This window comes from Actinokineospora sp. NPDC004072 (genome assembly GCF_053604195.1).
Map to the genome: position 1 here is coordinate 347003 of NZ_JBSGHB010000003.1, position 25933 is coordinate 372935.

Annotated in this window: 25 protein-coding genes; 11 read left to right on the forward strand and 14 right to left on the reverse strand. The window is 74.6% G+C overall.

Going from position 1 to position 25933, the window contains the following annotated elements:
- The first annotated feature begins 35 nt into the window (after positions 1–35).
- Together ACWEPX_RS06495 and ACWEPX_RS06500 are read left to right on the forward strand one after the other, a co-directional pair.
- Positions 36–1688 carry a sensor histidine kinase gene (locus ACWEPX_RS06495; RefSeq protein ID WP_451896058.1) on the forward strand — a complete coding sequence of 551 codons (1653 nt, stop codon included), beginning with the start codon at positions 36–38 and terminating at the stop codon, positions 1686–1688.
- Positions 1685–2338: a response regulator gene (locus ACWEPX_RS06500; protein ID WP_451896059.1), complete on the forward strand. Its 654-nt coding sequence runs from the start codon at positions 1685–1687 to the stop codon at positions 2336–2338. Before ACWEPX_RS06495 ends, ACWEPX_RS06500 begins: the two co-directional genes overlap by 4 nt.
- Here the strand turns inward: ACWEPX_RS06500 and ACWEPX_RS06505 are convergent.
- Positions 2316–2918: a DUF4232 domain-containing protein gene (locus ACWEPX_RS06505; protein WP_451896060.1), complete on the reverse strand. Its 603-nt coding sequence runs from the start codon at positions 2916–2918 to the stop codon at positions 2316–2318. The genes ACWEPX_RS06500 and ACWEPX_RS06505 overlap by 23 nt on opposite strands.
- Before the next feature lie 229 nt (positions 2919–3147).
- Between ACWEPX_RS06505 and ACWEPX_RS06510 the strand changes: the two genes are divergently transcribed.
- On the forward strand, positions 3148–4371 hold the full coding sequence (locus ACWEPX_RS06510) for an MFS transporter (RefSeq protein WP_451896061.1): 1224 nt from the start codon (positions 3148–3150) through the stop codon (positions 4369–4371).
- A 7-nt stretch (positions 4372–4378) separates the two neighbouring features.
- Here the strand turns inward: ACWEPX_RS06510 and ACWEPX_RS06515 are convergent, their stop codons facing one another.
- From ACWEPX_RS06515 to pheA, 4 genes are all read right to left on the reverse strand, one after another.
- Positions 4379–5185 (reverse strand): ABC transporter permease, encoded by an 807-nt coding sequence (locus tag ACWEPX_RS06515; protein ID WP_451896062.1) that lies wholly within the window; start codon positions 5183–5185, stop codon positions 4379–4381.
- Complete coding sequence (locus ACWEPX_RS06520) at positions 5185–6180, reverse strand: ATP-binding cassette domain-containing protein (RefSeq protein WP_451896063.1); 996 nt, start codon at positions 6178–6180, stop codon at positions 5185–5187. Before ACWEPX_RS06520 ends, ACWEPX_RS06515 begins: the two co-directional genes overlap by 1 nt.
- A gap of 227 nt (positions 6181–6407) precedes the next feature.
- The gene (locus ACWEPX_RS06525; protein ID WP_451896064.1) at positions 6408–7013 is read right to left on the reverse strand and encodes a histidine phosphatase family protein; all 606 of its coding nucleotides are present in this window, start codon (positions 7011–7013) and stop codon (positions 6408–6410) included.
- Positions 7010–7918 (reverse strand): prephenate dehydratase, encoded by a 909-nt coding sequence (pheA, locus tag ACWEPX_RS06530; RefSeq protein WP_451896065.1) that lies wholly within the window; start codon positions 7916–7918, stop codon positions 7010–7012. The genes ACWEPX_RS06525 and pheA overlap by 4 nt, the downstream gene beginning before the upstream one ends.
- 101 nt (positions 7919–8019) lie before the next feature.
- Here pheA and ACWEPX_RS06535 point away from each other — a divergent pair, with 101 nt between their 5' ends.
- The 3 genes from ACWEPX_RS06535 (at position 8020) to ACWEPX_RS06545 (ending at position 10287) form a co-directional block, all read left to right on the forward strand.
- On the forward strand, positions 8020–8604 hold the full coding sequence (locus ACWEPX_RS06535) for a macro domain-containing protein (protein WP_451896066.1): 585 nt from the start codon (positions 8020–8022) through the stop codon (positions 8602–8604).
- A 130-nt stretch (positions 8605–8734) separates the two neighbouring features.
- A complete protein-coding gene (gene coaA, locus ACWEPX_RS06540; RefSeq protein WP_451896067.1) occupies positions 8735–9661 on the forward strand; it encodes a type I pantothenate kinase in 927 nt (308 codons plus the stop codon).
- Positions 9662–9666: 5 nt separating this feature from the next.
- Positions 9667–10287 (forward strand): response regulator, encoded by a 621-nt coding sequence (locus tag ACWEPX_RS06545; protein ID WP_451896179.1) that lies wholly within the window; start codon positions 9667–9669, stop codon positions 10285–10287.
- A 12-nt stretch (positions 10288–10299) separates the two neighbouring features.
- Here the strand turns inward: ACWEPX_RS06545 and ACWEPX_RS06550 are convergent, their stop codons facing one another.
- From ACWEPX_RS06550 to ACWEPX_RS06565, 4 genes are all read right to left on the reverse strand, one after another.
- Complete coding sequence (locus tag ACWEPX_RS06550; protein WP_451896068.1) at positions 10300–11421, reverse strand: GAF domain-containing sensor histidine kinase; 1122 nt, start codon at positions 11419–11421, stop codon at positions 10300–10302.
- A gap of 79 nt (positions 11422–11500) precedes the next feature.
- Entirely contained in the window at positions 11501–14692 is a 3192-nt protein-coding gene (gene cydD, locus ACWEPX_RS06555; protein WP_451896069.1) for a thiol reductant ABC exporter subunit CydD, read from the reverse strand.
- Positions 14689–15696, reverse strand: coding sequence for a cytochrome d ubiquinol oxidase subunit II (gene cydB, locus ACWEPX_RS06560; RefSeq protein WP_451896070.1), 1008 nt, complete (start codon positions 15694–15696; stop codon positions 14689–14691). The genes cydD and cydB overlap by 4 nt, the downstream gene beginning before the upstream one ends.
- A 10-nt stretch (positions 15697–15706) precedes the next feature.
- Positions 15707–17182, reverse strand: a complete 1476-nt coding sequence (locus tag ACWEPX_RS06565) for a cytochrome ubiquinol oxidase subunit I (RefSeq protein WP_451896071.1) — start codon at positions 17180–17182, stop codon at positions 15707–15709.
- 327 nt (positions 17183–17509) lie between these two features.
- On the opposite strand from ACWEPX_RS06565, the gene ACWEPX_RS06570 reads away from it, so the two are divergent.
- Positions 17510–18100, forward strand: coding sequence for a TMEM165/GDT1 family protein (locus ACWEPX_RS06570; RefSeq protein ID WP_451896180.1), 591 nt, complete (start codon positions 17510–17512; stop codon positions 18098–18100).
- On the opposite strand, the gene ACWEPX_RS06575 is transcribed toward ACWEPX_RS06570, so the two are convergent.
- The 3 genes from ACWEPX_RS06575 to ACWEPX_RS06585 are packed head-to-tail and all read right to left on the reverse strand — an operon-like array spanning position 18084 to position 20789.
- Entirely contained in the window at positions 18084–18755 is a 672-nt protein-coding gene (locus ACWEPX_RS06575; protein ID WP_451896072.1) for a helix-turn-helix domain-containing protein, read from the reverse strand. The two genes, ACWEPX_RS06570 and ACWEPX_RS06575, sit on opposite strands and share 17 nt — an antisense overlap.
- Before the next feature lies 1 nt (position 18756).
- Positions 18757–19926, reverse strand: a complete 1170-nt coding sequence (locus tag ACWEPX_RS06580) for a fumarylacetoacetate hydrolase family protein (protein ID WP_451896073.1) — start codon at positions 19924–19926, stop codon at positions 18757–18759.
- On the reverse strand, positions 19923–20789 hold the full coding sequence (locus ACWEPX_RS06585; protein ID WP_451896074.1) for a hypothetical protein: 867 nt from the start codon (positions 20787–20789) through the stop codon (positions 19923–19925). The genes ACWEPX_RS06580 and ACWEPX_RS06585 overlap by 4 nt, the downstream gene beginning before the upstream one ends.
- A gap of 68 nt (positions 20790–20857) precedes the next feature.
- On the opposite strand from ACWEPX_RS06585, the gene ACWEPX_RS06590 reads away from it, so the two are divergent.
- Positions 20858–22033 (forward strand): homogentisate 1,2-dioxygenase, encoded by a 1176-nt coding sequence (locus ACWEPX_RS06590; RefSeq protein WP_451896075.1) that lies wholly within the window; start codon positions 20858–20860, stop codon positions 22031–22033.
- 57 nt (positions 22034–22090) lie between these two features.
- A complete protein-coding gene (locus tag ACWEPX_RS06595; protein ID WP_451896076.1) occupies positions 22091–22633 on the forward strand; it encodes a hypothetical protein in 543 nt (180 codons plus the stop codon).
- Here the strand turns inward: ACWEPX_RS06595 and ACWEPX_RS06600 are convergent.
- Complete coding sequence (locus ACWEPX_RS06600; RefSeq protein ID WP_451896077.1) at positions 22630–23397, reverse strand: DUF2470 domain-containing protein; 768 nt, start codon at positions 23395–23397, stop codon at positions 22630–22632. The genes ACWEPX_RS06595 and ACWEPX_RS06600 overlap by 4 nt on opposite strands.
- A gap of 107 nt (positions 23398–23504) precedes the next feature.
- On the opposite strand from ACWEPX_RS06600, the gene ACWEPX_RS06605 reads away from it, so the two are divergent.
- Together ACWEPX_RS06605 and ACWEPX_RS06610 are read left to right on the forward strand one after the other, a co-directional pair.
- Positions 23505–24557, forward strand: coding sequence for a hypothetical protein (locus tag ACWEPX_RS06605; protein ID WP_451896078.1), 1053 nt, complete (start codon positions 23505–23507; stop codon positions 24555–24557).
- Positions 24554–25342 (forward strand): CPBP family intramembrane glutamic endopeptidase, encoded by a 789-nt coding sequence (locus ACWEPX_RS06610; RefSeq protein ID WP_451896079.1) that lies wholly within the window; start codon positions 24554–24556, stop codon positions 25340–25342. Before ACWEPX_RS06605 ends, ACWEPX_RS06610 begins: the two co-directional genes overlap by 4 nt.
- Here the strand turns inward: ACWEPX_RS06610 and ACWEPX_RS06615 are convergent.
- The gene (locus ACWEPX_RS06615) at positions 25326–25913 is read right to left on the reverse strand and encodes a suppressor of fused domain protein (protein ID WP_451896080.1); all 588 of its coding nucleotides are present in this window, start codon (positions 25911–25913) and stop codon (positions 25326–25328) included. The genes ACWEPX_RS06610 and ACWEPX_RS06615 overlap by 17 nt on opposite strands.
- Between the last annotated feature and the right edge of the window lie 20 nt (positions 25914–25933).

A 25933-nucleotide genomic window follows, 5' to 3' on the forward strand; every position in this document is an offset into this window, starting at 1 on the left:
GCGGGAACCGGCGCGCCGTTCTAGCGTTCTGCGGCATGGACACCGTGCCGACCGCGCGCCGCTGGATGGCGGGGATGCTGGCCGCCGCCTACCTGGTCGACGTCGGGGTCGTCGGCCTGGTCTGGCCGGGGCCCGCCCTGCTGGTGCCGCTGCCGCTGGTCGCCGCGGTGTTCCTCGCCCTGCGCCTGCCGGTTCTCGGGGGACTGGCAGGCGCGGGGGCGGTGCTGGTGACCTCCGCGCTGCTGCGGGTGACCGGCGAGGGCTACGGCGGGTCCACGTGGCTGCTGGGGTACTCGGCGACCGAGGCGCTGGCCGGGATGATGCTGGTGGCCATCGTCATCTGGCGCACGCCGCGGGCGGTCGCCGTGCTGGGCACGCTCGGCCTGCTCTGCGCGGCGGCGGCCGGGGCCTACCTGCGCGCGGCCCTGTTCTACGACTTCGACTTCGTCCCCGCGGGGCTGGTGCTGTCCGTGGGCGCGGGCGTCGCGCTGCGGCTGGGCACCGGCGGCTCGCAGATGCGCACCTTCCTGCGCGGGCAGTGGCCGCTGGCCACCGCCCTCGCGCTGGCCCTGCTGGTCGACACCAGCGCCACGCTCGACATCGACCGGCTCGGCCCCTACGCGGCGATCCCGCTGCTGGCCGCGGTCGCCATCGCGGTGTGCGCGGTGCTCGGGCCGCGCGACGCGCTGCGCTGGACGGTCAACGCGGCCGCGATCACCGTGCTGGCGGCGACCCTGATCGGCGCGATCGCGCTGGCGCTGGAGCACCAGATGATCGGGCTGCGCCCGCCTGCGAGCGTCGTCGCCGCGCAGATGGCGCTGATCGCCTACGTCGTGCGCTACTGCGACCGGGCGCGGGCGACCGCCGGGGTGCTCGCGCTGGTGGGCGCCGACGTGCTGGCCATCATCGCCATGTCGGCGGCGACGCGCCGGCTGCCTGGCAGCGACTACCTGCTCATCGCCGCGTTCCTGCTGCTGCTCTCGATCGCCACCGGCCAGTACTTCGGCTCCCGCGACCGGACCCGCAACCAGTCGATCCGGGTCGCGGTGGCCGGCGCGCAGCAGGCCGAGCGCATGGCCCTGGCCAGGGAACTGCACGACGTGGTCGCCCACCACGTCACCGGGATCGTGGTGCAGGCCCAGGCCGCCCAGCTCGTCGCCGACCCGGCCAGGACCGCCGAGGCGCTGGCCAGGATCGAGCGCAGCGGCGCCGAGGCGCTGGCGGCCATGCGGATGCTGGTCGGCAGCATGCGCGGGACGCAGGCGGGCGAGGCCGGGGCGGCCGACGCCGCGACCGACGACCTCGCCGCCGACCTGCGGGCCGTCGCGGCGGACTTCGCGGGCCCCGAGGTGCGGATGGAGCTGTCCCTGCCGGACGGGCTGCCCCCGGAGGCCGGGCGGACCGTGCTGCGGATCGTCCAGGAGTCGCTGACCAACGTCAGCAAGCACGCCCAGGACGCCACGCGGGTGGTCGTCACCGTCGAGCCGGTCGACGACGAGCTGCGGGTGCGGGTCAGCGACGACGCGGCCGAGCCCCGGGTGCGACCGCCGGGCGGGTCCGGCGGCTACGGTCTGGTGGGGATGCGGGAGCGCGTCGAACTGCTCGGCGGCACGTTCACCGCAGGCCCGGGCGAGGCGGCGGGGTGGACCGTCGACGCGCGCTTCCCGCTGCGAAAGGACCAGCCGTGATCCGGGTGCTGATCGCCGACGACCAGGAGATGGTCCGCGCCGGGTTCCGGATGATCCTGGAGACCCAGGACGACATCGAGGTCGTCGCCGACGTGCCGGACGGGGTCAGCGCCGTGGCCAGGGCGCGCGAGCTGCGCCCGGACGTGTGCCTGCTGGACATCCGCATGCCCGGGATGGACGGCCTGGCGGTGACCAGGGCGCTGGCCGGGCCGGAGGTGGCCGACCCGATCAAGGTCGTCGTGGTGACCACCTTCGACCTCGACGAGTACGTCCACACCGCGCTGGCCAACGGCGCGTCCGGCTTCCTGCTCAAGGACGCGGGCCCGGCCCTGCTGATGGAGGCGGTGCGCGCGGCCGACCGCGGCGACGCGCTGGTCTCCCCGCAGATCACCGTGCGCCTGCTGCGCCACTTCGCCGCGCCGCAGGCCCGCGACCCGCAGGTCGCCGCCCTCACCGAGCGGGAGACCGACGTGGTGGTCGCCGCCGCGCGCGGGCTGACCAACACCGAGATCGGCGCGGAGCTGTTCCTGTCGCTGTCCACGGTCAAGACCCACCTGGCCGCGGTTCAGGCCAAGATCGGGGCGCGCAACCGGGTCGAGGTGGCCGCGTGGGCGTGGCGCAACGGGCTCATGGCCGGACGATCGTCTTGACGACGAGCTGGTTGCCCGGCGGGGTGCCCGCGCAGCCGAGCCCGTCCATCGCCACGAACAGCGCCTCGGTCTCCTGCGGCGGGTACACCCGCAGCCCGCGCACCTCGGTCGGCTTGCACACGGCCTCGTCGTAGTTGCGGACGTTGACCAGCCCGATGGGGGCGACGGCCGCGCTGCCCGGCTTGAGCGAGACCGGGCCGCCCTTGGTGCCCTCGCGGTAGGCGGCGGGGCCGACCTGGTGGCCGTCCTCCCCCGCCACATAGGACACCCCGGGGAAGCCCTGCATGGTGCAGGTGCGCGAGCCGGTGTTGGTGAAGACGAGTTCGCGGTAGACGGTGCCCGCGCCCGCCGAGTCGTCCTCGATGGACAGCGACAGCTCGGTGGACTGGCAGTCGGTGGGCGCCCGGTCCTGCGACGCGGTGGCCGCGGGGCTGGTCGGCACGGCGCTGGGCTCGCTCGTCGCGGAGGCGGGCGGTTCGGCGAGGGAGGGGATCGATCCGGCCTCCTCGACCCGCGGCGCGCTCCCGCAGGCCCCGACGACGGCCAGCAGCCCGACCAGCCCGATCATCCGCCCGCGCATGATCACCCTCCGGCGACTGTTGTTGCCCTCCCACTTTTCCATTCCACGATGCGCGAATGATCAACCGCGCGCCACTTGAAATCCGGACCCGATTCACACCGGTCGTGAGCGGGTGTGAAGAATTGCCGCCCGTTCGGGGGTGGTGACCCCTATGTGCAGACAGTAACGTCGCGGACATGGCGGGTGCTGGGGAAGCACGATTACCGATCGTGCTCATGAGGGCGGTGTGGTGACGAAGGATCGACGGCTGGCTTGGCTGCTTGGCTCAAGCGCCTTGTCCAACCTGGGGGATGGGATCGGGAAGGTCGCCTTCCCCCTGCTCGCGGTCAGCGTGACCCGCGACCCCGTGCTCATCGCCGGGCTCTCCGCGACCTCGTTCCTGCCCTGGCTGCTGTTCTCCCTGCTCACCGGCGTGCTGATCGACCGGGTCGACCGGCGCAAGGCCATGCTGATCGCCAACGCCGCCCGCGCGCTGATCGTCGGCGGGCTCGCCGTGGTCGTGCTGACCGACCAGGCCACGATCTGGCTGCTGTACGCCTTCGCGCTCGCGCTGGGCACCGTGGAGACGGTTGCGGACAGTGCTGCCCAGGCGCTCATCCCGGCCGTGGTGGACCGGGCCGGACTGGAATCTGCAAACGGCAAGTTGCAGAGCGTAGAGATCGTCGGCCAGACCTTCCTCGGCGGACCGCTGGGCAGCCTCACCTTCGCGGTGTTCGCCGCGCTGCCGTTCCTGCTGAACTCGGCGGGCTTCGCCATCGCCGCCGTCCTGCTGGTGCTGCTGCACGGCAAGTACCGGCCCAAGGCGGCCCCGGTCGAGCAGGTCGCGCTGCGCCAGCAGCTGGCCGAGGGGCTGCGCTGGCTGCGCGGCAACGCGCTGATGGTGCAGCTGGTCACCTTCGGCGCGGCCCTGGCGCTCACCTCGGAGCTGGCCCAGGCCCTGCTGGTGCTCTACGCGGTGGACGACCTGGGCCTGAGCACCGCCGCCTTCGGCGTGTTCGCCCTGGTCGGCGGCGCGGGCGGGCTGCTGGGGGCGTGGGTGGTGCCGCGGCTGACCAAGCGGCTGTCCCGCCGCACCGTGCTCACCGCGGCCACCGGGTTCTGCGGGCTCGGGTTCGGGCTGATGTCGGTCGTCGGCGACCCGATCTCGGCGAGCCTGCTGTTCGGGCTGTTCGCCGCCGCCGTCGTGGTCATCAACGTCATCCTGGGCGCGCTGCGCGGGGCGCTGGTGCCCGAGCACCTGTTCGGCCGGGTGCTGGGGGTCTGGCGGACCGCGGTGTGGGGCGGCATCCCGCTCGGCGCGCTGCTCGGCGGCCTGCTGGCCGACTGGCTGGGCACCCGCGCGGTGTTCGGGGTGTCCGGGGCGCTGCAGATCCTGCTCGGCGGGTTCGTCTGGATCGCGCTGGACCGGCACGCCGAAGAGGTGGACTCCCTCAACGGCGCGCCGGTCAGCTGACCAGCCCCTACTTGCTGGCCACCTTGCGGTACTTGCCGACCGCCAGCGGCATGAAGATCGCCAGGATGAGCAGCGAGCACAGCAGCGACCACAGGATCGAGTGCTGGGCGGGCCACGAGTCGGAGGTGCCCAGGATGCCCGGCCGCGGGTTGTCGAAGAGCCTGCGCGCGGCGTCGGCCGCGGCGGTCACCGGGTTCCACTCGGCGATCGTGCGCAGGAAGCCCGGCATGCTCGACGCGGAGACGAACGCCGAGGAGATGAAGGCGAACGGGAACATCCAGATGAAGCCCGCGCTCTGCGCGACCTGGACGTTCCCCGAGACCATCCCCACCCACGCGCCGATCCACGACATGGCGAAGGAGAACAGCAGCAGCAGCGCGAACGCCGCCACGGCGTCGAGGAAGCTGCCCCGGATGCGCCAGCCCACGATGAGCCCGCAGACGGCCATCACGACCAGGCCGAGCGCCGAGACCGCGAGGTCGGCGCTGGTGCGGCCGAGCAGCACCGCCGCCCGCGACATGGGCAGCGAGCGGAACCGGTCGATGACGCCCTTGTCCAGGTCGGCGGCCATGCCCAGGGTGGTGTACGCGGAGTTGAACGCGACCGTCTGGGCGAAGATGCCGCCCATGAGGAACTCGCGGTAGGCGTCGGGGTCACCGCCGATGCTGCCGCCGAAGACGTAGGCGAACAGCAGCACGAACATGATCGGCTGCAGGGTGGCGCCGAGCAGCAGGTCGGGCTGGCGGCGCACGTTCATCACGTTGCGCCAGGCCACGACCCCGCTGTCGCGGGCGCCAGCGGTGAGCACGGCCATCAGGAATCCCCCTTCTTGCGGCGCTTCTTCGCCCCGGTCTCGGGGGCGGCCTCCTCGGCCGCGTGGCCGGTCAGCGCCAGGAACACGTCGTCGAGCGTGGGCCGGTGCAGGCCGACGTCGAGCACGCTGACGCTGTCGCGGTCGAGCAGGCGCAGCGCCTCCACCAGCGCCTTCGGCCCGGTGTCGACCTTGATCGACAGCTTGCGCTGGTGCTGGTCGACGTCCGGCTCGCCGACCCCGACGGCGGCCAGCGCGGCCGCCGCGGCGGCCAGCTCCCCCGCGTCGGCGACCACGATGTCCAGCCGCTCCCCGCCGACGCCTGCCTTGAGCTGGTCGGCCGTGCCCGCGGCGATGACCTTGCCCCGGTCGATGACCAGGATGCGGTCGGCCAGCTGGTCGGCCTCCTCCAGGTACTGGGTGGTCAGCAGCACGGTCGTGCCGTCGGCGACCAGCTCGCCGATCACCTCCCAGGTGTCCATCCGCCCGCGCGGGTCCAGCCCCGTGGTCGGCTCGTCCAGCACGACGACCTGCGGCGCGGCGACCAGCGCCCCCGCCAGGTCCAGCCTGCGGCGCATGCCGCCGGAGTACGTGCGCGCGGGCCGGTCGGCCGCGTCGACCAGCCGGAACCGCGCGACCAGCTCGGCCGCCCTGGCCCGGGCGTCGGCCCGGCTCATGCCGTAGAGCCGCCCGACCATGTAGAGGTTCTCCGTGCCGGTCAGGTTCTCGTCGACGGCCGCGTACTGGCCGGACAACCCGATGGACCGCCGCACCGCCTGCGGATCGGCGGCGACGTCGTGCCCCGCGACGAATGCCCTCCCGGCATCCGCTCGCAGCAATGTGGTGAGGATCCGCACCGTGGTCGTCTTGCCCGCGCCATTCGGACCCAACAACCCCAGCACGGTCCCCGTAGGAATTTCCAGGTCGACGCCGTCGAGCGCGCGGGTGGACCCGAAGGTCTTCACCAGCCCCTCGGCGCGGACCGCAACCGATGACATGCCGCGCAGGGTAACCCCAGCCCCCGACAATCCGCGCCCCATTTCCTGGCGCGCTCCCGCGAATCGGACCCCCACCCGGTTCCCCTGCCATCAGACCGCTGAAGGCAATGGATTCATCCGCTGATCGTGCGAATGGTCGGGCGCTGATGGTCCGCAGCGAATGCCAACGGATTAAATGCAGCGCCCGAACTTTAAGGGCGGGCCGGGATGACTGTCCGCTGTGGACGTCAGAGGCGGACCCCGGTCCACTCCAGACAGTGCCAGCCGGTGCCGCGGGACTCCAGGAGGACGTGGCCGGTGTTGGGGATCAGGCCCGCGTTGGCGAGCTGGGGGCCCACGTTGTCGGCCAGCGCCTCGGCGCCCAGGCGCAGGATCCCGCCGTGCGTCACCAGGGCGATGGTCTCGTCGGGATGGGTGGTGCGGAGGGTGGCGATGTCGGCCATGAAGCGGTCGAGCACGTCGTGCCCGGTGTCGCCGCCGGGCATGGCCAAGTGGAGCGCGCCTTCGGTCCAGCCGCGGTAGACCTCCACGAAGGCCGCCAGGGCTTCGTGGTCGGCGCGGCCCTCCAGGTCCCCGACCTGGACCTCGTGGACGCCTGCCAGCACGTCGACGGCCAGGCCGCGGCGGGCGGCCATCGGGGTGGCGGTCTGCTGGGCGCGGATGGCGGTGCTGGCGTAGACGGCGGTCAGCGGCTCGGCCCCGGTGCACTCGGCGAACGCCTCGGCCTGGCGGCGGCCCAGGTCGGTCAGGGGCGGGCCGGGCGGGGCGGAGTCGAGGACGTGGTGGACGTTGGAGATGGTCTCGCCGTGGCGGACCAGCAGCAGGCGGGTCATCCGGTGCCGCCGGTGCGCAGGGTGGCCAGCCAGGCGGCCGATGCGGTGTGGTCGACGTCGCGGTGGCCTGCGGGGGCCAGCGAGGGCACGCCGTCGGCCTTGGGGTAGGAGCCGAGGAAGCGGACCTGCTGGCTGCGCCGGTGCAGGGCGGCCAGCGCCTCGCCGACCCGGTGCTCGGCGATGTGGCCGTCGAAGTCCAGGTAGAAGCGGTACTCCCCGAAGCGGCCGCGCAGCGGGCGGGACTCGATGCGGGAGAGGTTGATGCCGCGCATGGCCAGCTCGGTGAGCAGGCTCTGCAGCTCCCCGGGCTGGTGGGCGACCACGGCGAGCACCGAGGTGCGGTCGGCCCCCGTCGGCCCGGGGGCGGTGGTCGGCCTGCTGAGCAGCAGGAACCGGGTGACCGCGTCGCGCTCGTCGGCGACGTCGGCGGCCAGCTCGGCCAGCGGGTAGTGGGTGATGGCGACCGGCGCGGTGACGGCGGCGTCGTACTGGCCCTCGACCACGCCCACGGCCGCGCCCGCGGTGGAGGTCGCGGCGAGCTGGGTCGCCCCGGGCAGGTTCGCCGCGAGCCAGCCCTGCACCTGGGCCAGGGCGTGCGGGTGGCTGGCCACGGTGCGCACCTCGGTCGTGCCGGGGCGCACCAGGATGGAGAAGCGGATCGGCAGCACGTGCTCGGCGACGGCCACGACCGGCTCGTCGACGGCGAGGGCGTCCATCGTGGCCGAGACCGCGCCTTCCACGGAGTTCTCGACCGGCACGCACGCCAGGTCGGCCGCGCCCGCGCGGACCGCGGCGACGGCCTGCGGGATCGTCGGCAGGGGCACCAGCTCGGCCTGCCCGTCGAACGCGCGGGCGGCTTGTTCGGTGAACGTGCCCTGGGGTCCGAAGTAGGCGATGCGCGGCACGCCGCCCACCCTACTGGGCGCGCAGCCGGACACCTGGGGTTGTGCTGCGGGTTACCGAATGGCGGTTACCGCGCCGCAGAGGGGGGTGACATGCTGGTCCGGTGACCGCGGATTCGGAGACCGGGACGGCGCGCGTGCGGGCCGACCCGCTCGAACTGGTGCTGTGCGCGGTGGACGGGCCCCTGGCCGATGCGTGGCGGTCGGCGGCACGGCCCCGCGTCCGGGTGCACCGCGGCTCGGTGCTCGACGTCGACGCCCAGGCCGTGGTCTCCCCCGCCAACTCCTACGGCTGGATGCGCGGGGGCATCGACGCGGTGTACGCCCGGGCCTTCCCGCGGGTGGAGGAGTCGGTGCGCAGCGCGGTGCTGGCCTACCACGGCGGCGAGCTGCCGGTCGGCGAGGCGCTGATCGTGCCGACGGGCGCCCGCTCGCCCCGGTGGCTGATCAGCGCGCCGACGATGCGCGAGCCGTCGACGGTGCTCCCGCCCGACACCGTGCACCCCTACCTGGCCGCGCGGGCGGTGTTCCGGCTGTGGCGGGACGGGGTGTTCGACGACGGCGCGCCCATCCGCGGGGCCGTGCGGACGGTGGCGATGCCCGGGCTGGGCACCGGCGTCGGCGGGGTGTCCCCGCAGACCTGCGCCCGCCAGGTGGCGGCCGCGTGGGACGAGGTCTTCGGCGCTTAGTGGTCATCTGCACGTGATGTCCACGTTGCCTGCAACACACCCGATCGGTGCAGTCCGTCACACCACAAACGCGCTCCGAGCGCTTACGTTGACGCGGTAGGCCCACAAACCCCGCCGCGAGGAGTCGGACATGGCACGGGTCCGCGAGCTGAGCCCGTACGTCGAACTCCGCCGCGAGCAATGGCGCGAGCTGCGCAAGAACACCCCGCTGCCGCTGACCCTCGACGAGCTGGTCCGGCTGCGCGGCCTGGGCGACCCGGTGGACCTGGCCGAGGTGGTGGACGTCTACCTGCCGCTGTCGCGGCTGATCTCGCTGCAGGTGGCCGCCCGCCAGCACCTGTACGAGACCACCACGGCCTTCCTCGGCGAGGACGGCGCGAAGGTGCCGTTCATCATCGGCATCGCGGGCAGCGTCGCGGTCGGCAAGTCGACCACGGCGCGGCTGCTGCGCACCCTGCTGGCCCGCTGGCCCGACCACCCGCACGTCGACCTGGTGACCACCGACGGCTTCCTGTACCCGCGCGCCGAGCTGATCCGGCGCGGGCTGATGAGCCGCAAGGGCTTCCCGGAGAGCTACGACCGCCGGGCGCTGCTGCGGTTCGTCTCGGAGGTCAAGTCCGGGGCCGACGACGTGCGCGCCCCGGTGTACTCCCACCTGGCCTACGACATCGTGCCCGGCGAGGAGCAGGTCGTCCGCAAGCCGGACATCCTCATCGTGGAGGGGCTGAACGTCCTGCAGCCGGGGCCGCGGCTGGCGGTGTCGGACCTGTTCGACTTCTCGGTGTACGTCGACGCGCACCCCGAGGACATCGAGCGCTGGTACATCGAGCGGTTCCTGGCGCTGCGCTCCACGGCGTTCGCCGACCCGTCGTCGCACTTCCACCACTACGCGGCGCTGTCCGACGACGAGGCGCGGGCCGAGGCGTCGGTGCTGTGGAAGCGGATCAACGAGCCGAACCTGCTGTCGAACATCCTGCCCACCCGGCCGCGGGCGACGCTGGTGCTGCGCAAGGGCCCGGACCACCGCATCACCCGGGTCCGGCTCCGTAAGCTGTGAGCGTGATCCGGGTGCTGCTCGTCGACGACCACGAGGTCGTGCGCCGCGGGCTGCGCGACCTGCTCGACGGGGAGCCGGACATCGAGGTCGTCGCCCAGGCGGGGTCGGTCGCCGAGGCGCTGGTGCGGGCGGGCGCGGACCCGCCGGACGTGGCCGTGGTCGACGTGCGGCTGCCGGACGGGGACGGGGTGTCGCTGTGCCGGTCGCTGCGGTCGCTGTCGCCCGCGCCGCAGTGCCTGGTGCTCACCGCGTTCGACGACGAGAACGCCCTGGTCGAGGCGATCATGGCCGGGGCGGCGGGCTACCTGCTCAAGCAGGTCCGCGGGCAGGACCTGATCACCGCGGTGCGCGAGGTGGCCGCCGGGCGGTCGCTGCTGGACCCGGTGACCACCGCCCGGGTGCTGGAGCGCATGCGCCGCTCGGCCTCCGACGAGCTGTCGGCGATGACCGAGCGCGAGCGCGAGGTGCTGGAGCTGGTGGGCGAGGGGCTGTCGAACCGGCAGATCGCCGAGCGGCTGTTCCTGGCCGAGAAGACGGTGAAGAACTACGTGACCTCGGTGCTGGCGAAGCTGGGCATGCAGCGGCGCACCCAGGCGGTCGCGTGGTTCGCCCGGCGGGAGAAGTAGGGCGGGAAGCCGTCAGCCCAGCGGGACTTCCCAGGTCACCGCGGTGCCGCTGCGCGGGGACGAGCGGACCGAGCAGGAGCCGCCCAGCTTCTCCGCCCGGTCGTTGATGTTGCGCAGGCCGCGCCGGGTGACCCCTTCGGGGATGCCGCAGCCGTCGTCGGCGACGGTCAGCCGCAGCGTGCCCGCGTCGCGGCGCAGGTGGACGGTGACGCGCAGCGCGCCCGCGTGGCGGACGACGTTGGACAGGGCCTCGCGCAGGGCGGCGCGGGTGTTGTCGGCGACCGCGGTCGGCAGGTCGCGGACGTCGCCGACGACCTCGAGCGAGGGGGCGAAGCCGAGCAGCTCGCGGGCGGTGGCGACCTCGGCGGCGGCGGACTCGGCCAGGTCGGCCGCGGGCTGCTCGGGGTCGGGGTTGCGCAGCGTGCGCACGACCGCGCGGACGTCGGCGATGGCGCTGTCGAGCTGGTCGATCACCTCGGCGACCCGGGCGGCGTCGGCCTTGGCCAGCTTGCGCGCCGGGCGGCGGGTCAGCAGGTCCAGCTGCATGCCCGCGGCGTAGAGCCGCTGGACGATGACGTCGTGCAGGTCGCGGGCGATGCGCTCGCGCTCCTCGTACACCCCGACCCGGCGGCGGGCGATGGCCCCCTCGGCCAGGACCAGCACCAGCCCGGCCTGGGCGGCGAAGGCGGTGAGGACCTCGATGCCCGCGGGCGTGAACGGGTGGGCGCCGCGCTTGCGGTAGACCGTCAGCGCGCCGAGCCGCCGCTCGCGGGTGCCGAAGGGCACCGCGGCGAACGGGCCGTAGACCTGGAGCTCGCGCGGGACGTAGGGGGCGGTCCGCGGGTCGGTGGTCACGTCGTCGGCGGTGATGGTGACCCCGCCGCGGGCGACCCGGGCCGCCGACGAGCGCGCCGAGAGGACCAGGCCGACCGGGTTCAGCGCGCCGTGCGCGGCCTCGACGGTGACGCTGCCGTCGTCGGCCAGGGCCATGACCAGGCCGAGGTCGGCCTCGGCCAGCGCGGCGGCGCTGCGCACGACCAGGCCGAGGACGGCGTCGGGGTCGTCGCCCGCCAGCGCCGCGGTGGCGATCTCGGTGGACGCGGTGAGGGTGCGGGCTGCCAGCGTGGGGTCCATGGTGAGGACCAAGGCTAGGCCTCCCCCGCCTGCCCGGCGCGCTCCGACGGCTGCGGCCGAGATCCCCGCCACAGCGCCATCAGACCCGGCTCAGCATCCGCGCGCGCCCGTCGGCCACCTCGATCACCGCGTCCGCTGCGGCGGCCTCGGCGGGCCGGTGCGTCACGTGGACGACGATGCGGTCGGCCAGCGCCGCGCGCAGCCGGGCCAGGACGGCGTCGGCGGTGGCCTCGTCGAGGTGGGCGGTGGGCTCGTCGAGCAGCACGACCTCGGCGTCGGCCAGCAGGGCGCGGGCGATGGCCAGCCGCTGGGCCTCGCCGCCGGACACCGCGGTGGCAGGCGCGTCGAGGTCGAAGCCGGGCAGGCCCGCTTGGGCCAGGGCGTCGGCGATGCGGGCGTCGTCGGCGTGCGGGTCGGCCAGGCGCAGGTTCTCCCGGACGGTGGTCGACACCAGCATCGGGTCCTGCGGCGCCCAGGCGACCGCGGCCGGGCGGGCCAGCACGGGCGCGGGCAGGAAGCCGAGGATCGCGGCGAGCAGGGTCGACTTGCCGGAGCCGGACGGGCCCACGACCGCGACGTGCGTGCCGGGCGCGATCCGCAGGTCCACCTCGCGCAGCGCGGGCGCGGCCGCGTCCGGCCACCGCAGCTGTGGGGCGACCAACCGCACACCCGTGCACACCTGGGGTTCCGGGAGTTGCTCGCCCGCGTCCGCCCGCAGCCCGGTCACCCGCCCGTAGGCGGCGCGCAGGGGCCGCAGGTGGGTCATCGCGGTGGTCAGCGGGAGCACGGCTTCGGCGACGGCCAGCGGGACCAGGGCGACGATCGGCGCCAGGACCGGATCGATGCGGCCCGCGGCCAAGGCGGTCGACAGCACCGCGGCCAGCCCGAGCGCCAGGGTGATCACGGCCTCGCCGAGCCCGGCGCCGAACGCCTGGCGGCGGGCGCGGGCGGTCAGCTCGGCGTCCAGCCGGGCCAGCTCGGCCCGGCGGCCGGTGTCGCGGCCGAAGGCGACCAGGTCGGCGGCGCCCGCCAGCAGGGCGAGCACCCGGTCGGCCAGGGTGCGCGCGCCCTCGGCCAGCGCCGCGCTCGCGCGGCGTTCGGCGGCGAGGGTGAGCAGCGGCGCGGCGAGGCAGGCCACCAGCAGGGCGCAGGCCAGCACCAGCCCCGCGGGCGGGAGCAGCGCGGTCTGCACGGCCACCGCGGCCAGCGCGACGCCCAGGGCGACGACCGGCGGGGCCAGCACGCGGGGCGTCAGGTCGCGCACGGTCTCCACGTCGTCGGCGAGCCGCCGCAGGCCCTCCCCGGCGCGCAGCGCCCGGGCGGGGCCGCGGCGGACCAGGGCCGCCCACAGCCGCTCGCGCAGCCGGGTGGCCTCGCGGAAGGCGGCGTCGTGGCTGACCAGGCGCTCCAGGTAGCGCAGCCCGGCGCGGGCCAGGCCGAAGGTGCGCACGCCGACGATCGCCACCGACAGCACCAGCAGCGCGGGCTGCTGCGACGCCCGGGCGATCAGCCAGGCCGACAGCGCCGTCAGCGCGACCCCGCAGGCCAGCGCCACCGCGCCGAGCAGCGCCCCGCCCAGCGTCCGGCCGCCCAGCAGCTCCCGCAGCCTGCCGGGCGCGGCGGGCGCCTCGGCCACCTCGGCCACGGCAGGTGCGGCGGGCACCGCGCCGTCGCCGACCACCGAGGCGTGCGACGCGATGCACACGGCCACCCCGCGCGCGGCCAGCCGGGACACCGCGCGCAGCACCAGCGCCGCGGTCGCGGGGTCGAGGTGGGCGGTCGGCTCGTCGAGCAGCAGCAGCCGCACGTCGCGGCGGACCAGCGCCCGCAGCACCGCCACCCGCTGCCGCTCGCCCGCCGAGAGGCCCTCCACCCGCCGGTCGAGCAGGTGCTCGGCGGCCACCGACCGGGCCGCGGCGAGCAGCTCGCCGCGCGGCAGCGGGCCGACCTCCTCGGCGACGGTGGCCGCGGCGAACACCGGCCGCTGCGGCACCCAGGCCACCAGCCGCCGCCAGGTCGACATGTCGACCTCGGCCAGCGGCACCCCGTCGACCAGCACGCGGCCGCGGTCGGGCGCGAGGAAGCCCAGCAGGACGGCGAACAGCGTGGACTTGCCGCTGCCGCTGGGCGAGTCGAGCCGGACCACCGAGCCGGGCCGCAGCTCGAGGGAGATCCCGTCGGGGGCGTGCCCGCCGCGCCGCCGCACGCCCACGTCCTCGACCCGCACGACGTCGAACCCGGTCACCGCCACCGTGCCCGGCGCGGGCGGCGGCGGGAGGGCAGCCACCCGGCGCACGGCCTCCAGGCCGTCCTCGGAGGCGTGGTAGGCGGCCCCGGCGGCGCGCAGCGGCAGGTAGCACTCCGGCGCGACGATCAGCACGAACAGGCCCACCAGCAGGGTCAGCTCCCCCGACACCAGCCGCAGGCCGATGACCACCGCGACCAGCGCCACCGACAGCGTCGCCACCAGCTCCAGCGCCAGCGCCGAGGAGAACGCCACCCGCAGCACGCCGACGGTGGTGCGGCGGTGGGCGTCGGAGACCTCCCGGACCGTGCGCTGCTGGGCCCGGTCCCGGCCGAACGCCGCCAGCACCGGCAGCGCCCGCACCAGCTCAAGCAGCCGCCCCGACAGCCGCTCGGACACCTCCGCCGACGCCCCGACCTTGTCCGCGGTGTGCTTGCCGATGAGGATGGCGAACAGCGGGATCAGCGGCACGGTCAGCGCGACCACGACCGCGGAGGGCCAGTCGACGAAGAGGATCACCGCGCCGACGCCCAGCGGGGTCGCCACGGCGGTCACCAGGGCGGGCAGGAAGGTGCCGAAGTAGGCGTCCAGCGCGTCCAGCCCGCGGGTCGCCAGCGCCGTCAGCTCGGCCGCGCCCCGCCGCCCGATCCACTCCGGACCGCCGCCCAGCGCCCGGTCCAGCAGGACCGCCCGCAATTCCGCCTTCGCCCCCGCCGCCGCCCGCGCCGCGACGACCCGGGTGGCCCACCCGAGCAGCGCCCGGACCACCACCGCGACGGCGACCACGACCAGCCAGCCGACGGGCGCCCCCGCGCCCGCCACGACATCGGCGAGCACCGTCGCCAGCGCCCACGCCTGCACCACCAGGGCGCCCGCGGTCAGCACCGCGAGGACGCCGCCGAGGATCAGCGCCCGGCGCGCCGACGGAGACAGCTCCGGCAGCGCGCCGAGCGGACCCCTGCCCCGGGGTCGATCGGCGGGATGGACAGTTGCCCGGGGCGAGTTCGCGGGGTTGGTCGCGGTCACGGGACGTGGACCGGCGGGATGTGGGCGGCGGTGACGCGGCGGCGGAAGACCCAGTAGGTCCAGCCCTGGTAGGCCAGGACGGCGGGGGTGCCGAAGAGGGCGACCCAGCTCATGACCTCCAGGGTGTACGGGCTCGACGACGCGCCCTCGATGGTCAGCGACCACGCCGGGTTCAAAGTGGACGGCAGCACGTCCGGGTGCAGCGCGCCGAAGAGGGCGATGACCGACAGCGCGATCACCGCGCCCAAGGCGGCGAACGCTTGGCCCTCGCGGCCGACGCGCAGCCGGGCGAAGGCCACCGCCGCGGCCGCGAACGCCAGGGCGACCGCGACCCACGTCCACAGCTCGCCCGACTCCCACTGCACGATGACCAGCAGCCCGGCCAGCGGCAGCAGGGCGAGCGGGCCCATGCGCAGGGCCAGGGCGCGGGCGCGGTGGCGGATCGGCCCGTCGGTCTTCAGGGCGGTGAAGACCGCGCCGTGCACGAGGGCGAAGCCCGCGATGGCGAACGCGCCCAGCACCGACGCCGGGGTGAACGCCGCGAACGGCGAGCCGACCCGCTGGCCGCCCTCGTCCAGCGGCAGCCCGAGGAACGTCGTGGTCAGCACCAGGCCCACGCCCAGGGCGGGCACCCACGAGCCCAGCACGATCACCCGGTCCCAGGTGCGCCGCCAGCGCTCGGAGTCGACCTTGCCGCGGTACTCGAAGGCGACGCCGCGGCCGATCAGGCCCAGCAGCACCAGCAGCAGCGGCAGGTAGGCCGTGCTGAGCAGGGAGGCGTACCAGTCGGGGAAGGCGGCGAAGGTCGCCCCGACCGCGACGATGATCCACACCTCGTTGCCGTCCCACACCGGGCCGATGGTGTTGATCATGACGCGGCGGTCGGTGTCGTCGCGGCCGAGCACCGGCAGCAGCATGCCGACGCCGAAGTCGAAGCCCTCCAGGAACAGGTAGCCCAGCCACAGCAGGGCGATGACGACGAACCAGATCAGCGCGAGGTCCACGGCCTCCCCCTCAGTACGCGAAGGCGAGCGCGTCGCCGGACGGATCGGGTTTGCGCGGCGGCATCACCCCGGCCACCCCGCCGCGCACGTAGCGGACGATGAGGAACACCTCGACCGCGGCCAGCACGGCGTAGATGAGGGTGAGGCCGATCAGCGACGTCCACACCTCGCCGGTGGTCAGCCCGGAGACGGCCCGCGCGGTGAACATCCACACCCCGTCCACACCGGACGGATTGGGCACCACCACGAACGGCTGCCTGCCCATCTCGGTGAAGATCCAGCCGAAGCTGTTGCCCAGGAACGGCGTGGCGATGCCCGCCAGCGCCAGCCGCGGGAACCACCGGCCCCGCGGGATGCGCCCGCCCCGGGTCAGCCACAGCACCAGGACCGCGATGCCGGTGCCGAGCGCGCCGAAGCCGATCATCAGGCGGAAGCCCCAGTAGGTCACCGGCAGGTTGGGCACGTAGTCGATCGGCTGCCCGGACAGCTCGCCCAGCCGCTCGTCGACCGGGTAGAACTCCCCGTAGCGCTCGCGGTACTCCACCACCAGGTCCTCGATGCCGCGCACCTCGGTGGTGAAGTCGTTGTGCGCCAAGAAGGACAGCAGCGCGGGCACGGTGATGGACTTGACGTTCTCGCAGTCGGGCCGGGTCACGTCGCCGATGGCGAAGACGGAGAACGCCGCGGGCGACTCGGTGTGGCACAGCGCCTCGGCGGCGGCCATCTTCATCGGCTGCTGCTCGAACATCAGCTTGCCCTGCAGGTCGCCGGTGATCGCCAGCGCGGCGAAGGCCACCGCCGACACCCAGCCGCCGACCTTCACCGAGGACCGCCACACCGGGCGGTCGGCGTCCTCGGCGCCCCGCTTGCGCCACAGGTGCCAGGCGGCGATGCCCACCAGGAACGAGCCCGCCACGGCGAAGGTGCCCGCGATGGTGTGCGGGATGGCCGCGAGCGCGGTGTTGTTGGTCAGCACGGCCCAGATCGAGGTCAGCACCGGCTTGCCGTCGACCAGCGCGACGCCGACCGGGTGCTGCATCCACGAGTTCGCCGCCAGGATGAAGTAGGCCGAGGCGACCGTGGCCAGGCTGAACGCCCACGCGCAGGCCAGGTGCACCCGCCGGGGCAGGCGGTCCCAGCCGAAGATCCACAGGCCGAGGAAGGTCGACTCGACGAAGAAGGCGACCAGGCCCTCCATCGCCAGCGGCGCGCCGAAGACGTCGCCGACGAACCGGGAGTACTCGCTCCAGTTCATGCCGAACTGGAACTCCTGGACGATGCCGGTCACCACGCCCATGGCGAAGTTGACCAGCAGCAGCTTCCCCCAGAACTTGGTCATCCGCAGGTACTTCTCGTCACCCGTGCGCACCCACGCCGTCTGCATCCCGGCGACCAGGATGGACAGTCCGATGGTGAGCGGCACCATCAGGAAGTGGTAGACGGTGGTGATGCCGAACTGCCACCGCGCGAGGTCGAGAACGTCCACGCGCCCAGCGTGCCCAGCGGCGTGATCAGCCGGCAGGTCCCGCGGTCCCGCCGCCGCGGGACGTAGGTCCCGTGAGCCGGTTCACGTCGCCGCGCCCCGCCGGGGCACTACACTGGACGCGCCTGAGGGGAGTAGTTCCCGCGGACCGCAGCCAGCGGTTTCCGGCGGGGCCGTCGACACACTGGCTCGCATCGAGTCCGGCGCCCCACCCGCGTCCAGCGCGGGCGAACGAGACCTCCGGCCGGGTAGGAATGCCCGGTCGGAGCTGCCATCCCTCCGTCCGGGTTCGCATGTCGGACGAGAGGTGCACACACGGTGGGAACCGCCCTGATCGCGCTGCTGAGCGCGTTCGCCCTGGTGTTCGTGGTCGAGCTGCCGGACAAGACGATGGTCGCCACGCTCATCCTCACCACCCGCTACCGGGCCTGGCCGGTGTTCGTCGGCGTGACCGCCGCGTTCGCCGTGCAGGTGGTGATCGCCGCCGCGTTCGGCGGCGTGCTCACCCTGCTGCCCGACCGGGTGGTCGCCGGGATCGTCGCGCTGCTGTTCGGCATCGGCGCGTTCCTGCTGCTGAAGGAGGGCTTCAGCAAGGACGACGACAAGGAGACCGCCGCGGCGGCGAACGGCCCGGCGACCTTCACCCGCATCGCGCTGACGTCCTTCGGCGTGCTGTTCGCCGCCGAGTGGGGCGACGCCTCGCAGATCGCCACCGCGGGCCTGAGCGCCAAGTACGCCGAGCCGGTCTTCGTCGCCATCGGGTCGTTCCTGGCGCTGGTGACCGTCGCGGGGGTGGCGGTGCTGGTCGGCCGCAAGATCGCCGACCGGCTGCGGCCCAAGCTCATCCAGCGGGTCGCTGGCGTGGTGTTCGCCGGGTTCGCGCTGTTCGCGCTCTACCAGGTGATCACCGCAGGGCCGTAGCGATCGCCGTCGCCGCGGCCACCACCCGCGGCCCGACGAGGTCGGGGTCGAGCTGCTCGAAGGTCACGACCCCGACGCTGGCCCGCAGCCCCGGCACGCCGCGCACGGGCGCGGCGACGCCGTGGGCGCCGGGTTGCAGCTCGCCGACCGTGGTCACCCACGGCTGGCCCTCGTTGCGCAGGCCGATCGCCTTGCCCGCCGCGCCCTTGTGCAGGGCGTGGCGGGTGCCCACGCGGTAGGCGACGTGGTAGGCCGTCCACGACGGCTCCACCACCGCGACGGCCTGCGCCTCGTCGCCGTCGGCCACCGTCAGGTGCGCGGTCGCCCCGACGGCCTCGGCCAGCTCGCGCAGCGCGGGCAGCGCGGCGACGCGCAGCTGGGGGGCCACCTTGGCCGCCAGCTGGAGCAGGCCGAGGCCGAGGCGGACCTTGGAGCCCTCCCGGCGGACCAGGCCGCGGGTCTGCAGCGGCACCAGCAGCCGGTACACCGCCGCCCGGCTGGCCCCGATCGCCGCGGCCAGGTCGCTGATCGTCGGCGCCTCGGTGTCGGCGTCGGCGACCGCCTGGAGCAGGGCCAGGCCGCGGTCGAGGGTCAGCGAGCTCTCCTTGCCCGCCGGGTTGGACGGGCGCGGGGCCGACGAGCGGATGCCGGGCACGCTACCCCGCCGCCACGATCGTGCCGGTGACCTCGGACAGGCCCACGACCGAGCCGTCCGGGCCGGGGGCGGTGGCGGTGATGGTCACCGTGTCCCCGTCCTCCAGGAACGTGCGCTCGCCGCCGCCGACGGCCACCGGTTCCTGGCCGTTCCAGCTCAGCTCCAGGAACGAGCCCCGCTGGTCCTTCTCCGGCCCGGAGACGGTGCCCGAGGCGAACAGGTCGCCCGGGCGCACGGTCGCGCCGTTGACGGTCATGTGGGCCAGCTGCTGGGCGAAGGAGTAGGCCATCGTGCGGAACGGCGGGGTGGCGACCAGCGTGCCGTTCCACCGGACCTCGATGCTGATGTCCAGCCCCCACGGCTCGTCCTCGACCAGGTAGTCGAGCAGGTCGCCGGAGGAGTTGACCGGCACCCGGGCCGCGGCGAACGCCTCCAGCGGGGTGATCCACGCGCCGATCGAGGTGGCGAACGACTTGCCCAGGAACGGGCCGAGCGGCACGTACTCCCACGCCTGGATGTCGCGCGCCGACCAGTCGTTGACCGTCACCACGCCGAAGACGTGCTCGGGCGCGTCGGCCGTGGACACCCGGCCGGTGACCGGGCCGCCGCAGACGAAGCCGATCTCGGCCTCGATGTCCAGCCGCACGCTGGGGCCGAACACCGGGCCGTCCGCGCCCGCGCGCTGCCCGTGCGGGCGCCGGATCTCGGTGCCGGAGACGTAGACCGTGCCCGCGCGGCCGTGGTAGCCGACCGGCAGGTGGGTCCAGTTCGGCAGCAGCGGCTCGGCGTTCGGGCGGAAGATCCGGCCGACGTTCTCGGCGTGGTGGCGCGAGGAGTAGAAGTCCACGTAGTCGGCCACGGTGAAGGGCAGCCGCGCGGTGTCGACCGGCACGAGGCGGGCGCCTTCGGGCGCGGTCGGGGCCGTCACCAGCTCGCGGACGCGGGCGTGCACCCGCCGCCAGGCGGGCGCGCCCGCGGCCAGCAGGGCGTCCAGCGTGGGCGCGGCCACCAGGGGCCGCAGGTCCTCGGCGAAGGACGCGGCCAGCGGGGCCAGCGGGAGGGCGTGGTCGCCCACCCGCACCGCCACGCCGTCGGCGACGACGCCGTAGGGCAGCGTCTGCGGGCCGAAGGGCCGGTCGGCGGCGAACGCGGGGTCGTCGATCCAGGTCACAGCAGGCCCAGCCCTTCCAGGTCAGCGATCGGCTCGGCCAGCGAGCACGAGCCGTAGGAGCCGAAGACCGCGCGCACCGCGTGCGCGGCCTGGTCGCTCAGCGCGCCCGCCTCCGCGGCCAGCTTCGCCCCGTCGGTCTCGGCCAGCGCCGCGCGCACGTCGCCGCCGGAGAGCAGCCGGGCGGTGGCGACCAGCAGGTTGAGGAAGCCGTGGTGGGTGAACCCGGTGGCGTCCTCGGTGTGCCGCACGGCGTTGTGCAGCCCGGCCGTCGCCTTGAACGACGCCTCGCCCGCGCTGATCACCGACAGGAAGTCGGCGACCTCGTCGACGCTGGGGAACGCCTCGCGGCTCAGCCCGCCGCAGCGGATCTTGGGCCAGCTCCCGTGCTCGACCACCCGGCGGATGCCGTCGAGCCACTCCGGGCCGCCGCGGCGCGGCTCGACCACCCGGATGACGTCCTCGGGCACGAACTCGTTGACCCGCTCCAGCCACACGTCGTCGACGTCGGCGGGGGCGGGCATCTCGACCATGCGCAGCGCCAGCAGCTCGGCGCGCGACTCCACGATCGACAGGGCCTTGGGCACGCCGCCGAGACCGGTGTCGATCACCAGCGAGAGCGCCACCGGCTTGGTGGGCTTCGCCTTGATCAGCTCGGTGATCAGCTCGGGCAGGCGCGAGGCCGGGCAGAGGAACACGCCCATGAGTCCAGCGTGCTCGCCCTCCCGTCCCCGCAGGTGCAGGCGCACCGCGTCGGGCATCGCCGCGCTGCCCGGCGGGAACAGGGCGGCGTCGTCGACCAGCCGCGCGAACAGGGGCGGGATGCCACGAGGACCGGGCGCAGGGAGAGGAACGGCACTTGACACGCCTGACACGCTAATAGCGTACCGGCAACTGAACAAAGATGTCCGTAGAACGGACACCCGGAGGAACCATGCCCTACTACCGCCAGGTCGGTGAGATTCCGCCGAAAAGGCACACCCAGTTCCGCTCTCCGGAGGGCGGGCTCTACGCCGAGGAGCTCATGGGGGTGGAGGGCTTCTCGTCGGACTCCGCGCTGCTCTACCACCGCCACCTGCCGACGGCGATCGTGGATGCGCAGGTCGTCGAGGATTTCCGCGGCCCGCTGGTGCCCAACCACCCGCTCAAGCCCCGCCACTTCCGCACGCAGGACCTGAAGTTCCCCGGCGACGCCGACGCGGTGTCCGGCAGGCGGACGCTGTTCGGCAACGCCGACGTGGTGATCGGCTTCGTGGTGGCGACCCGGCCGAGCGGGCTGTACCGCAACGCCGTGGGCGACGAGCTGCTCTACGTCCAGGGCGGCTCCGGAACGATCGAGACCATCTACGGCGCCCTCCAGGTGGCCGACGGCGACTACGTCGTCCTGCCGACCTCCACGACCTACCGCGTGGTGCCCGACGGCGAGCTGCGGCTCTACATCATCGAGGCGTCCGGGCACGTCGGCCCGCCGCGGCGGTACCTGTCGACCAAGGGCCAGTTCCTGGAGCACGCGCCCTACTGCGAGCGCGACCTGCGCGGGCCCGCCGAGCCGCTGCTGGTCGACGGCGAGGACGTCGACGTGCTGGTCCGCCACCGCGCGGGCCTGACCCGCTACACCTACGCCAACCACCCCTTCGACGTGGTCGGCTGGGACGGCTGCCTGTACCCGTGGGTGTTCAACATCCGCGACTTCGAGCCGATCACCGGGCGGGTGCACCAGCCGCCGCCGGTGCACCAGACCTTCGAGGGCCCCAACTTCGTGGTCTGCTCCTTCGTCCCGCGCAAGGTCGACTACCACCCGCTGGCCGTGCCCGTGCCGTACAACCACGCCAACGTCGACTCCGACGAGCTGATGTTCTACGTCGGCGGCGACTACGAGGCGCGCAAGGGCTCGGGCATCGGCATCGGCTCGCTGTCGCTGCACCCGGGCGGCTTCACCCACGGCCCGCAGCCCGGCGCGGCCGAGGCGTCGCTGGGCGCGGAGCGCTTCGACGAGACCGCGGTCATGGTCGACACTTTCCGCCCGCTGGACCTCGGCGAGGCCGCGGTGGACAGCGAGGACCCGCGGTACGCCTGGACGTGGAGCAGGCGCGGTCCCGATTGGTCATGAGCCCTCGTGCCCCGGCCGCCGCGGACGCATACTGTCGCGGACACCGGGGAGGCCGAGATGACCAGCCACGCACGCGCGCTGGGTGACCCGTGGGGCCTGCTGCTGGCCGGGTGCGCGGCCGCGGTCGGGGTGGCGATCCACCTGCCCGCCGTGGCGACCGTGCTCGTCGGCCTGGCGGTGTGGGTCGGCCGCGCCCTGGTCCCGTACCTGCTGGGCCGCCTGGCCGAGCCGCCCGCCCCGCCGGACGTCGAGCCGGGCTCGGCCGAGGCGCTCTGGCTCGACCGCGCGATCGACGCCGAGGCCGACTTCGACGCGCTGGTGCCCGCCGGGCCGCTGCTGGCCGCGCGGGGCGCGGTGGACGAGGCCGTCACGGCCCTCTACGGGGTCGCCGAGGCGGCCACCGCGGTCCGGCGCGCGGGCGCCGAGCCCGACGACGAGCTGGCCGTGCTGGAGTGGGCGACGCTGGAGCTGCAGGAGGTCGTCTCCCACATCGCGGGACTCCCCGCCCCCGACGACCCGCCGGGTGACGAGGTCGCCGCGGTGGTGGGGCGGTTGGAAGAAATCCGCCTGGCCCTGGTCGAGCCGAACCAGGTCGTCTAGCGCTGGGCGGCCAGGAACGGGCAGCCCACCAGCTTGCGCAGCTCCGCGCCCAGCTCCTCGTTCGTCCGCACCGGCCGGGTGAAGGCGAGGCGGACGTCGTGGTCGGCGTGCGGGGACTCCACGCGCAGGCGGATGCCGTAGCGGTCGAGGCCGAGCGGGCGGACGTGCCCGCCGCGCAGCTCGTCGGGCAGGTGCCGGGTCAGCGCGCCGACCACGTCGGTGTGCGAGAGCTCCAGGTGGCGCAGCCAGTCGGCCTCGTGCGCGGCGAACGGGTCGGGGGCGGCCGCGGTGAAGTCCGGCACCCGGATCGGGTGGGCGCCCTCGGCGTCGGCCAGGACCAGCGCGGCGGGGACCAGCCGCAGCAGGGCCGCGCCGTGGCCGACGTCGAGCAGGCGCGGGTCCGGCCGGTGCTCGGCGACGGCGACGGCCAGCTCGCGGGCCTGCTCCGCGGTGAGCGCCCGCAGCCAGCCGCTGATCCACAGCAGGCCGCGCACGGGCTCGCGCAGCTCGACCGGGGCCGCGTCGGTCAGCTCGACCACCGCGGCGACCTCCCCGCGCGGGGCCTGCCAGGCGGTGGCGACGACGGGGTGGTCGGCGGGCAGCAGCACGGTGACGCCGCCGTCGGGGTGGACGTGGTGCAAGGCGGGCGTGATCCGCTCGTCGCCCGCCGCGGGGGCCAGCGCGGCGCGGCCGCCCAGGGCGGCGATGGTGCGCGCCCGCTCCGCCGGGGACGGGGCGGGTGGGCGCGGCGCGGGGTCGGTCACCGGTCCACCTCCTACTTAGGACACCCTAACTTGCTGGCGGGTCGGGCGGAAGCCCGCTCGCCCGATGTGGCTACGCTGCCGATCTACCGAGACGATGGGGAGGGCGGATGAGTGAGGTCCCGGCCGCCGAGCCGCCGACCGACGGGCCCGCGCTGGCCGACCCGGCGACCGCCCGCGCCCTGCGCGCGCTGCGGCTGCCGCTGGTCACGCTACCGCTGGCCGCCCTGGTCTGCGCGGTCCCGGCCGTCCTGCTCGACAGCCTGGCCAGCGCGCTGCTGACGATCGCGGCGCTGGCCTTCGTGCTCGGCGCCATGATCGCCGTCGCCACCACCGGGTTCTGGATCCGCCCGGCGGCCAAGCTGCTGCGCACCGAGCCCTGGCGACCGGCCAAGGTGCGCGTCTACCGCCAGCTCAAGGGCCTCCCGCGGACCCCGCTGCGGCTGCGCGAGCCCGACGGCGCCACCGTCGACCTGCTCGCCCCCGCGCTGTCCTGGTCGGCCCAGCAGGTGCTGGCCCGCACCGGCGCGGTCTGGCTGGTCGGGCCGGACGCGCGCGGCTGGGCCGCCATCCGCGCCCGCGGCCTGGTGCTGCCGCTGGGCCAGGCCAGGACCACCGACACCGACATCGGCGCGGGCTACCAGCTCAGCCCGGTGCAGACCAACCCGGCAGGCGCGGCCACCGCCGCCGACGACGCCGTGCTCGCCCGCGCCATCGCCGGGCCGCGCAGGCGCTCGCGCACCGACCTGCTCGCCCCGCTGCTGCTGCTCGCCTTCGCCGTGTTCGTGCTGGTCGACCTGCTGCGCCGGGGCGTGTCCGGGCGGGTCGAGCTGCTGGTCGGCCTGATCGCGGCCACCGCGCTCATCCTCGGCCTGCTGGCCTGGCGCGTGCACCGGCTGCGGCACTGGACGCGGGTCCACCAGCTGCTGTCCGCGGGCCCGTGGACCAGCGCGCCGGTCGAGCTCGCCGACGACCGGGCCAGCGGCCGGGTGACGCTGCCCGACGGCGCGACGGCCACCATCCGGTTCACCCGGGCCAGCCCCGCGCTGCTGGCCAACATCGCCGCCACCGGGCAGCTGTGGACCGCGGGCCCGCCCGCCTGCGGGCCGGTCGCCGTCGGCCTGCCCGGCTACCCGTTCCTCACCGTGGCGCGCATCGGATGAGCTGGCTGCGCCCCCGCTCCCCCGTCCCCGCCCTCGACCCGGCCGAGCGCGGGCCGATCCGGGTCGAGCTGGTCATCGTCTTCGCCGTGACGCTGGGCATGGCCGGGCTGACCAGCCTGCTGACCCTGCTGGACTCGCTGCTGGCCCCCGTCCCGATCCGCGACCAGACCGTCGCCATCAACGTGCCGCTGGCCCGCGCCGGGCTCATCGACCTGGCCAAGCAGCTCCTCGCCGCGCTCCGGCTGCTGGCCTGGGGCGCGCTCGGGGCCTACCTGCTCTACCGCGCGGGCGTGAAGCTGGCCGCGGTCGGCCTCGACGGGACGCGCAAGGGCCGCGACAGCGCCGCGGGCGTCGGGCTCGCCGCGCTGATCGGCCTGCCCGGCCTGGCGTTCTACCTCGCCGCGCACGCCGCGGGGGCGAACCTGGCGGTCGCGCCCTCGACGCTCGACGACACCTGGTGGCGGCCCATCGCGCTGGTCCTGCTGGCCATCGGCAACGCCTGGGCCGAGGAGGTGCTGGTCGTCGGCTACCTGCTCACCCGGCTGCGCCATCTGGGCCTGTCGGAGAACGCCTCGCTGCTGGTCTCGGCCCTGGTGCGCGGCTCGTACCACCTCTACCAGGGGTTCGGCGGGTTCATCGGCAACGTCGTGATGGGCCTGGTCTTCGGCCGGGTGTGGCAGCGCACCAACCGGCTGTGGCCGCTGGTCATCGCCCACACGCTGCTCGACGTGGTGGCCTTCGTCGGCTACGCGCTGCTGCGCGACCGGATCAGCTGGCTGCCCTAGCCGGGTCGGTCAGCAGCATCGGGTCGGCGAGGTCGGCCAGCGACCACGTGCCCTCGTGCAGCGCGGCCAGCTCGGCGGCGGTGATGCCGACGGCGGTCAGGAAGTCGACCCGGCCGTTGACGGTCTCCATCGAGCCCAGCTCGGGGTCGGCGGCGAAGGCGACCGCGGTCAGCGCGGTGCCGTCGGTCAGCGGCTGGCGCAGGTCGACCACGTGGCCGCCTGCGAGCAGGACCCGCTGCTCGCGGACGAACCGGGCCAGGTGCTCCAGCAGGGAGAACGGCCAGCCCGGGGCCAGGTCCTGGCCGGGGTGGCGGCGCACGCGCATGGTCAGCTCGAAGCCCCAGCCGCTCCACTGCGGGTCCGAGCCCGCGTCCTTGCCCCACAGCTCGGTCAGGCCGTAGCTGACGTAGTGCCAGAACTCGTCGGTCGGGTAGGCGCTGCACCCCTGCAGCCCGGAGCCGAGGTGGACACCGGGCGGGTAGCCGACGTGCCGCGGGGCCACACCCGGGTACAGGTCGGCCAGCGCCGCATCGATCGCGTCCCAGCCGGGCGCCTCATCGAGGTCGGTCATCCCCGCATTCTGCCTTGCTC

Coding starts and splice junctions, on each gene's coding strand:
- ACWEPX_RS06495 (WP_451896058.1), top strand. CDS start 36: ATGGACACCGTGCCGACCGCGCGCCGCTGGATGGCGGGGATGCTGGCC.
- ACWEPX_RS06505 (WP_451896060.1), bottom strand. CDS start 2,918: ATGCGCGGGCGGATGATCGGGCTGGTCGGGCTGCTGGCCGTCGTCGGG.
- ACWEPX_RS06515 (WP_451896062.1), bottom strand. CDS start 5,185: ATGGCCGTGCTCACCGCTGGCGCCCGCGACAGCGGGGTCGTGGCCTGG.
- ACWEPX_RS06520 (WP_451896063.1), bottom strand. CDS start 6,180: ATGTCATCGGTTGCGGTCCGCGCCGAGGGGCTGGTGAAGACCTTCGGG.
- ACWEPX_RS06525 (WP_451896064.1), bottom strand. CDS start 7,013: ATGACCCGCCTGCTGCTGGTCCGCCACGGCGAGACCATCTCCAACGTC.
- coaA (WP_451896067.1), top strand. CDS start 8,735: ATGGCACGGGTCCGCGAGCTGAGCCCGTACGTCGAACTCCGCCGCGAG.
- ACWEPX_RS06550 (WP_451896068.1), bottom strand. CDS start 11,421: ATGGACCCCACGCTGGCAGCCCGCACCCTCACCGCGTCCACCGAGATC.
- ACWEPX_RS06590 (WP_451896075.1), top strand. CDS start 20,858: ATGCCCTACTACCGCCAGGTCGGTGAGATTCCGCCGAAAAGGCACACC.
- ACWEPX_RS06595 (WP_451896076.1), top strand. CDS start 22,091: ATGACCAGCCACGCACGCGCGCTGGGTGACCCGTGGGGCCTGCTGCTG.
- ACWEPX_RS06605 (WP_451896078.1), top strand. CDS start 23,505: ATGAGTGAGGTCCCGGCCGCCGAGCCGCCGACCGACGGGCCCGCGCTG.
- ACWEPX_RS06610 (WP_451896079.1), top strand. CDS start 24,554: ATGAGCTGGCTGCGCCCCCGCTCCCCCGTCCCCGCCCTCGACCCGGCC.
- ACWEPX_RS06615 (WP_451896080.1), bottom strand. CDS start 25,913: ATGACCGACCTCGATGAGGCGCCCGGCTGGGACGCGATCGATGCGGCG.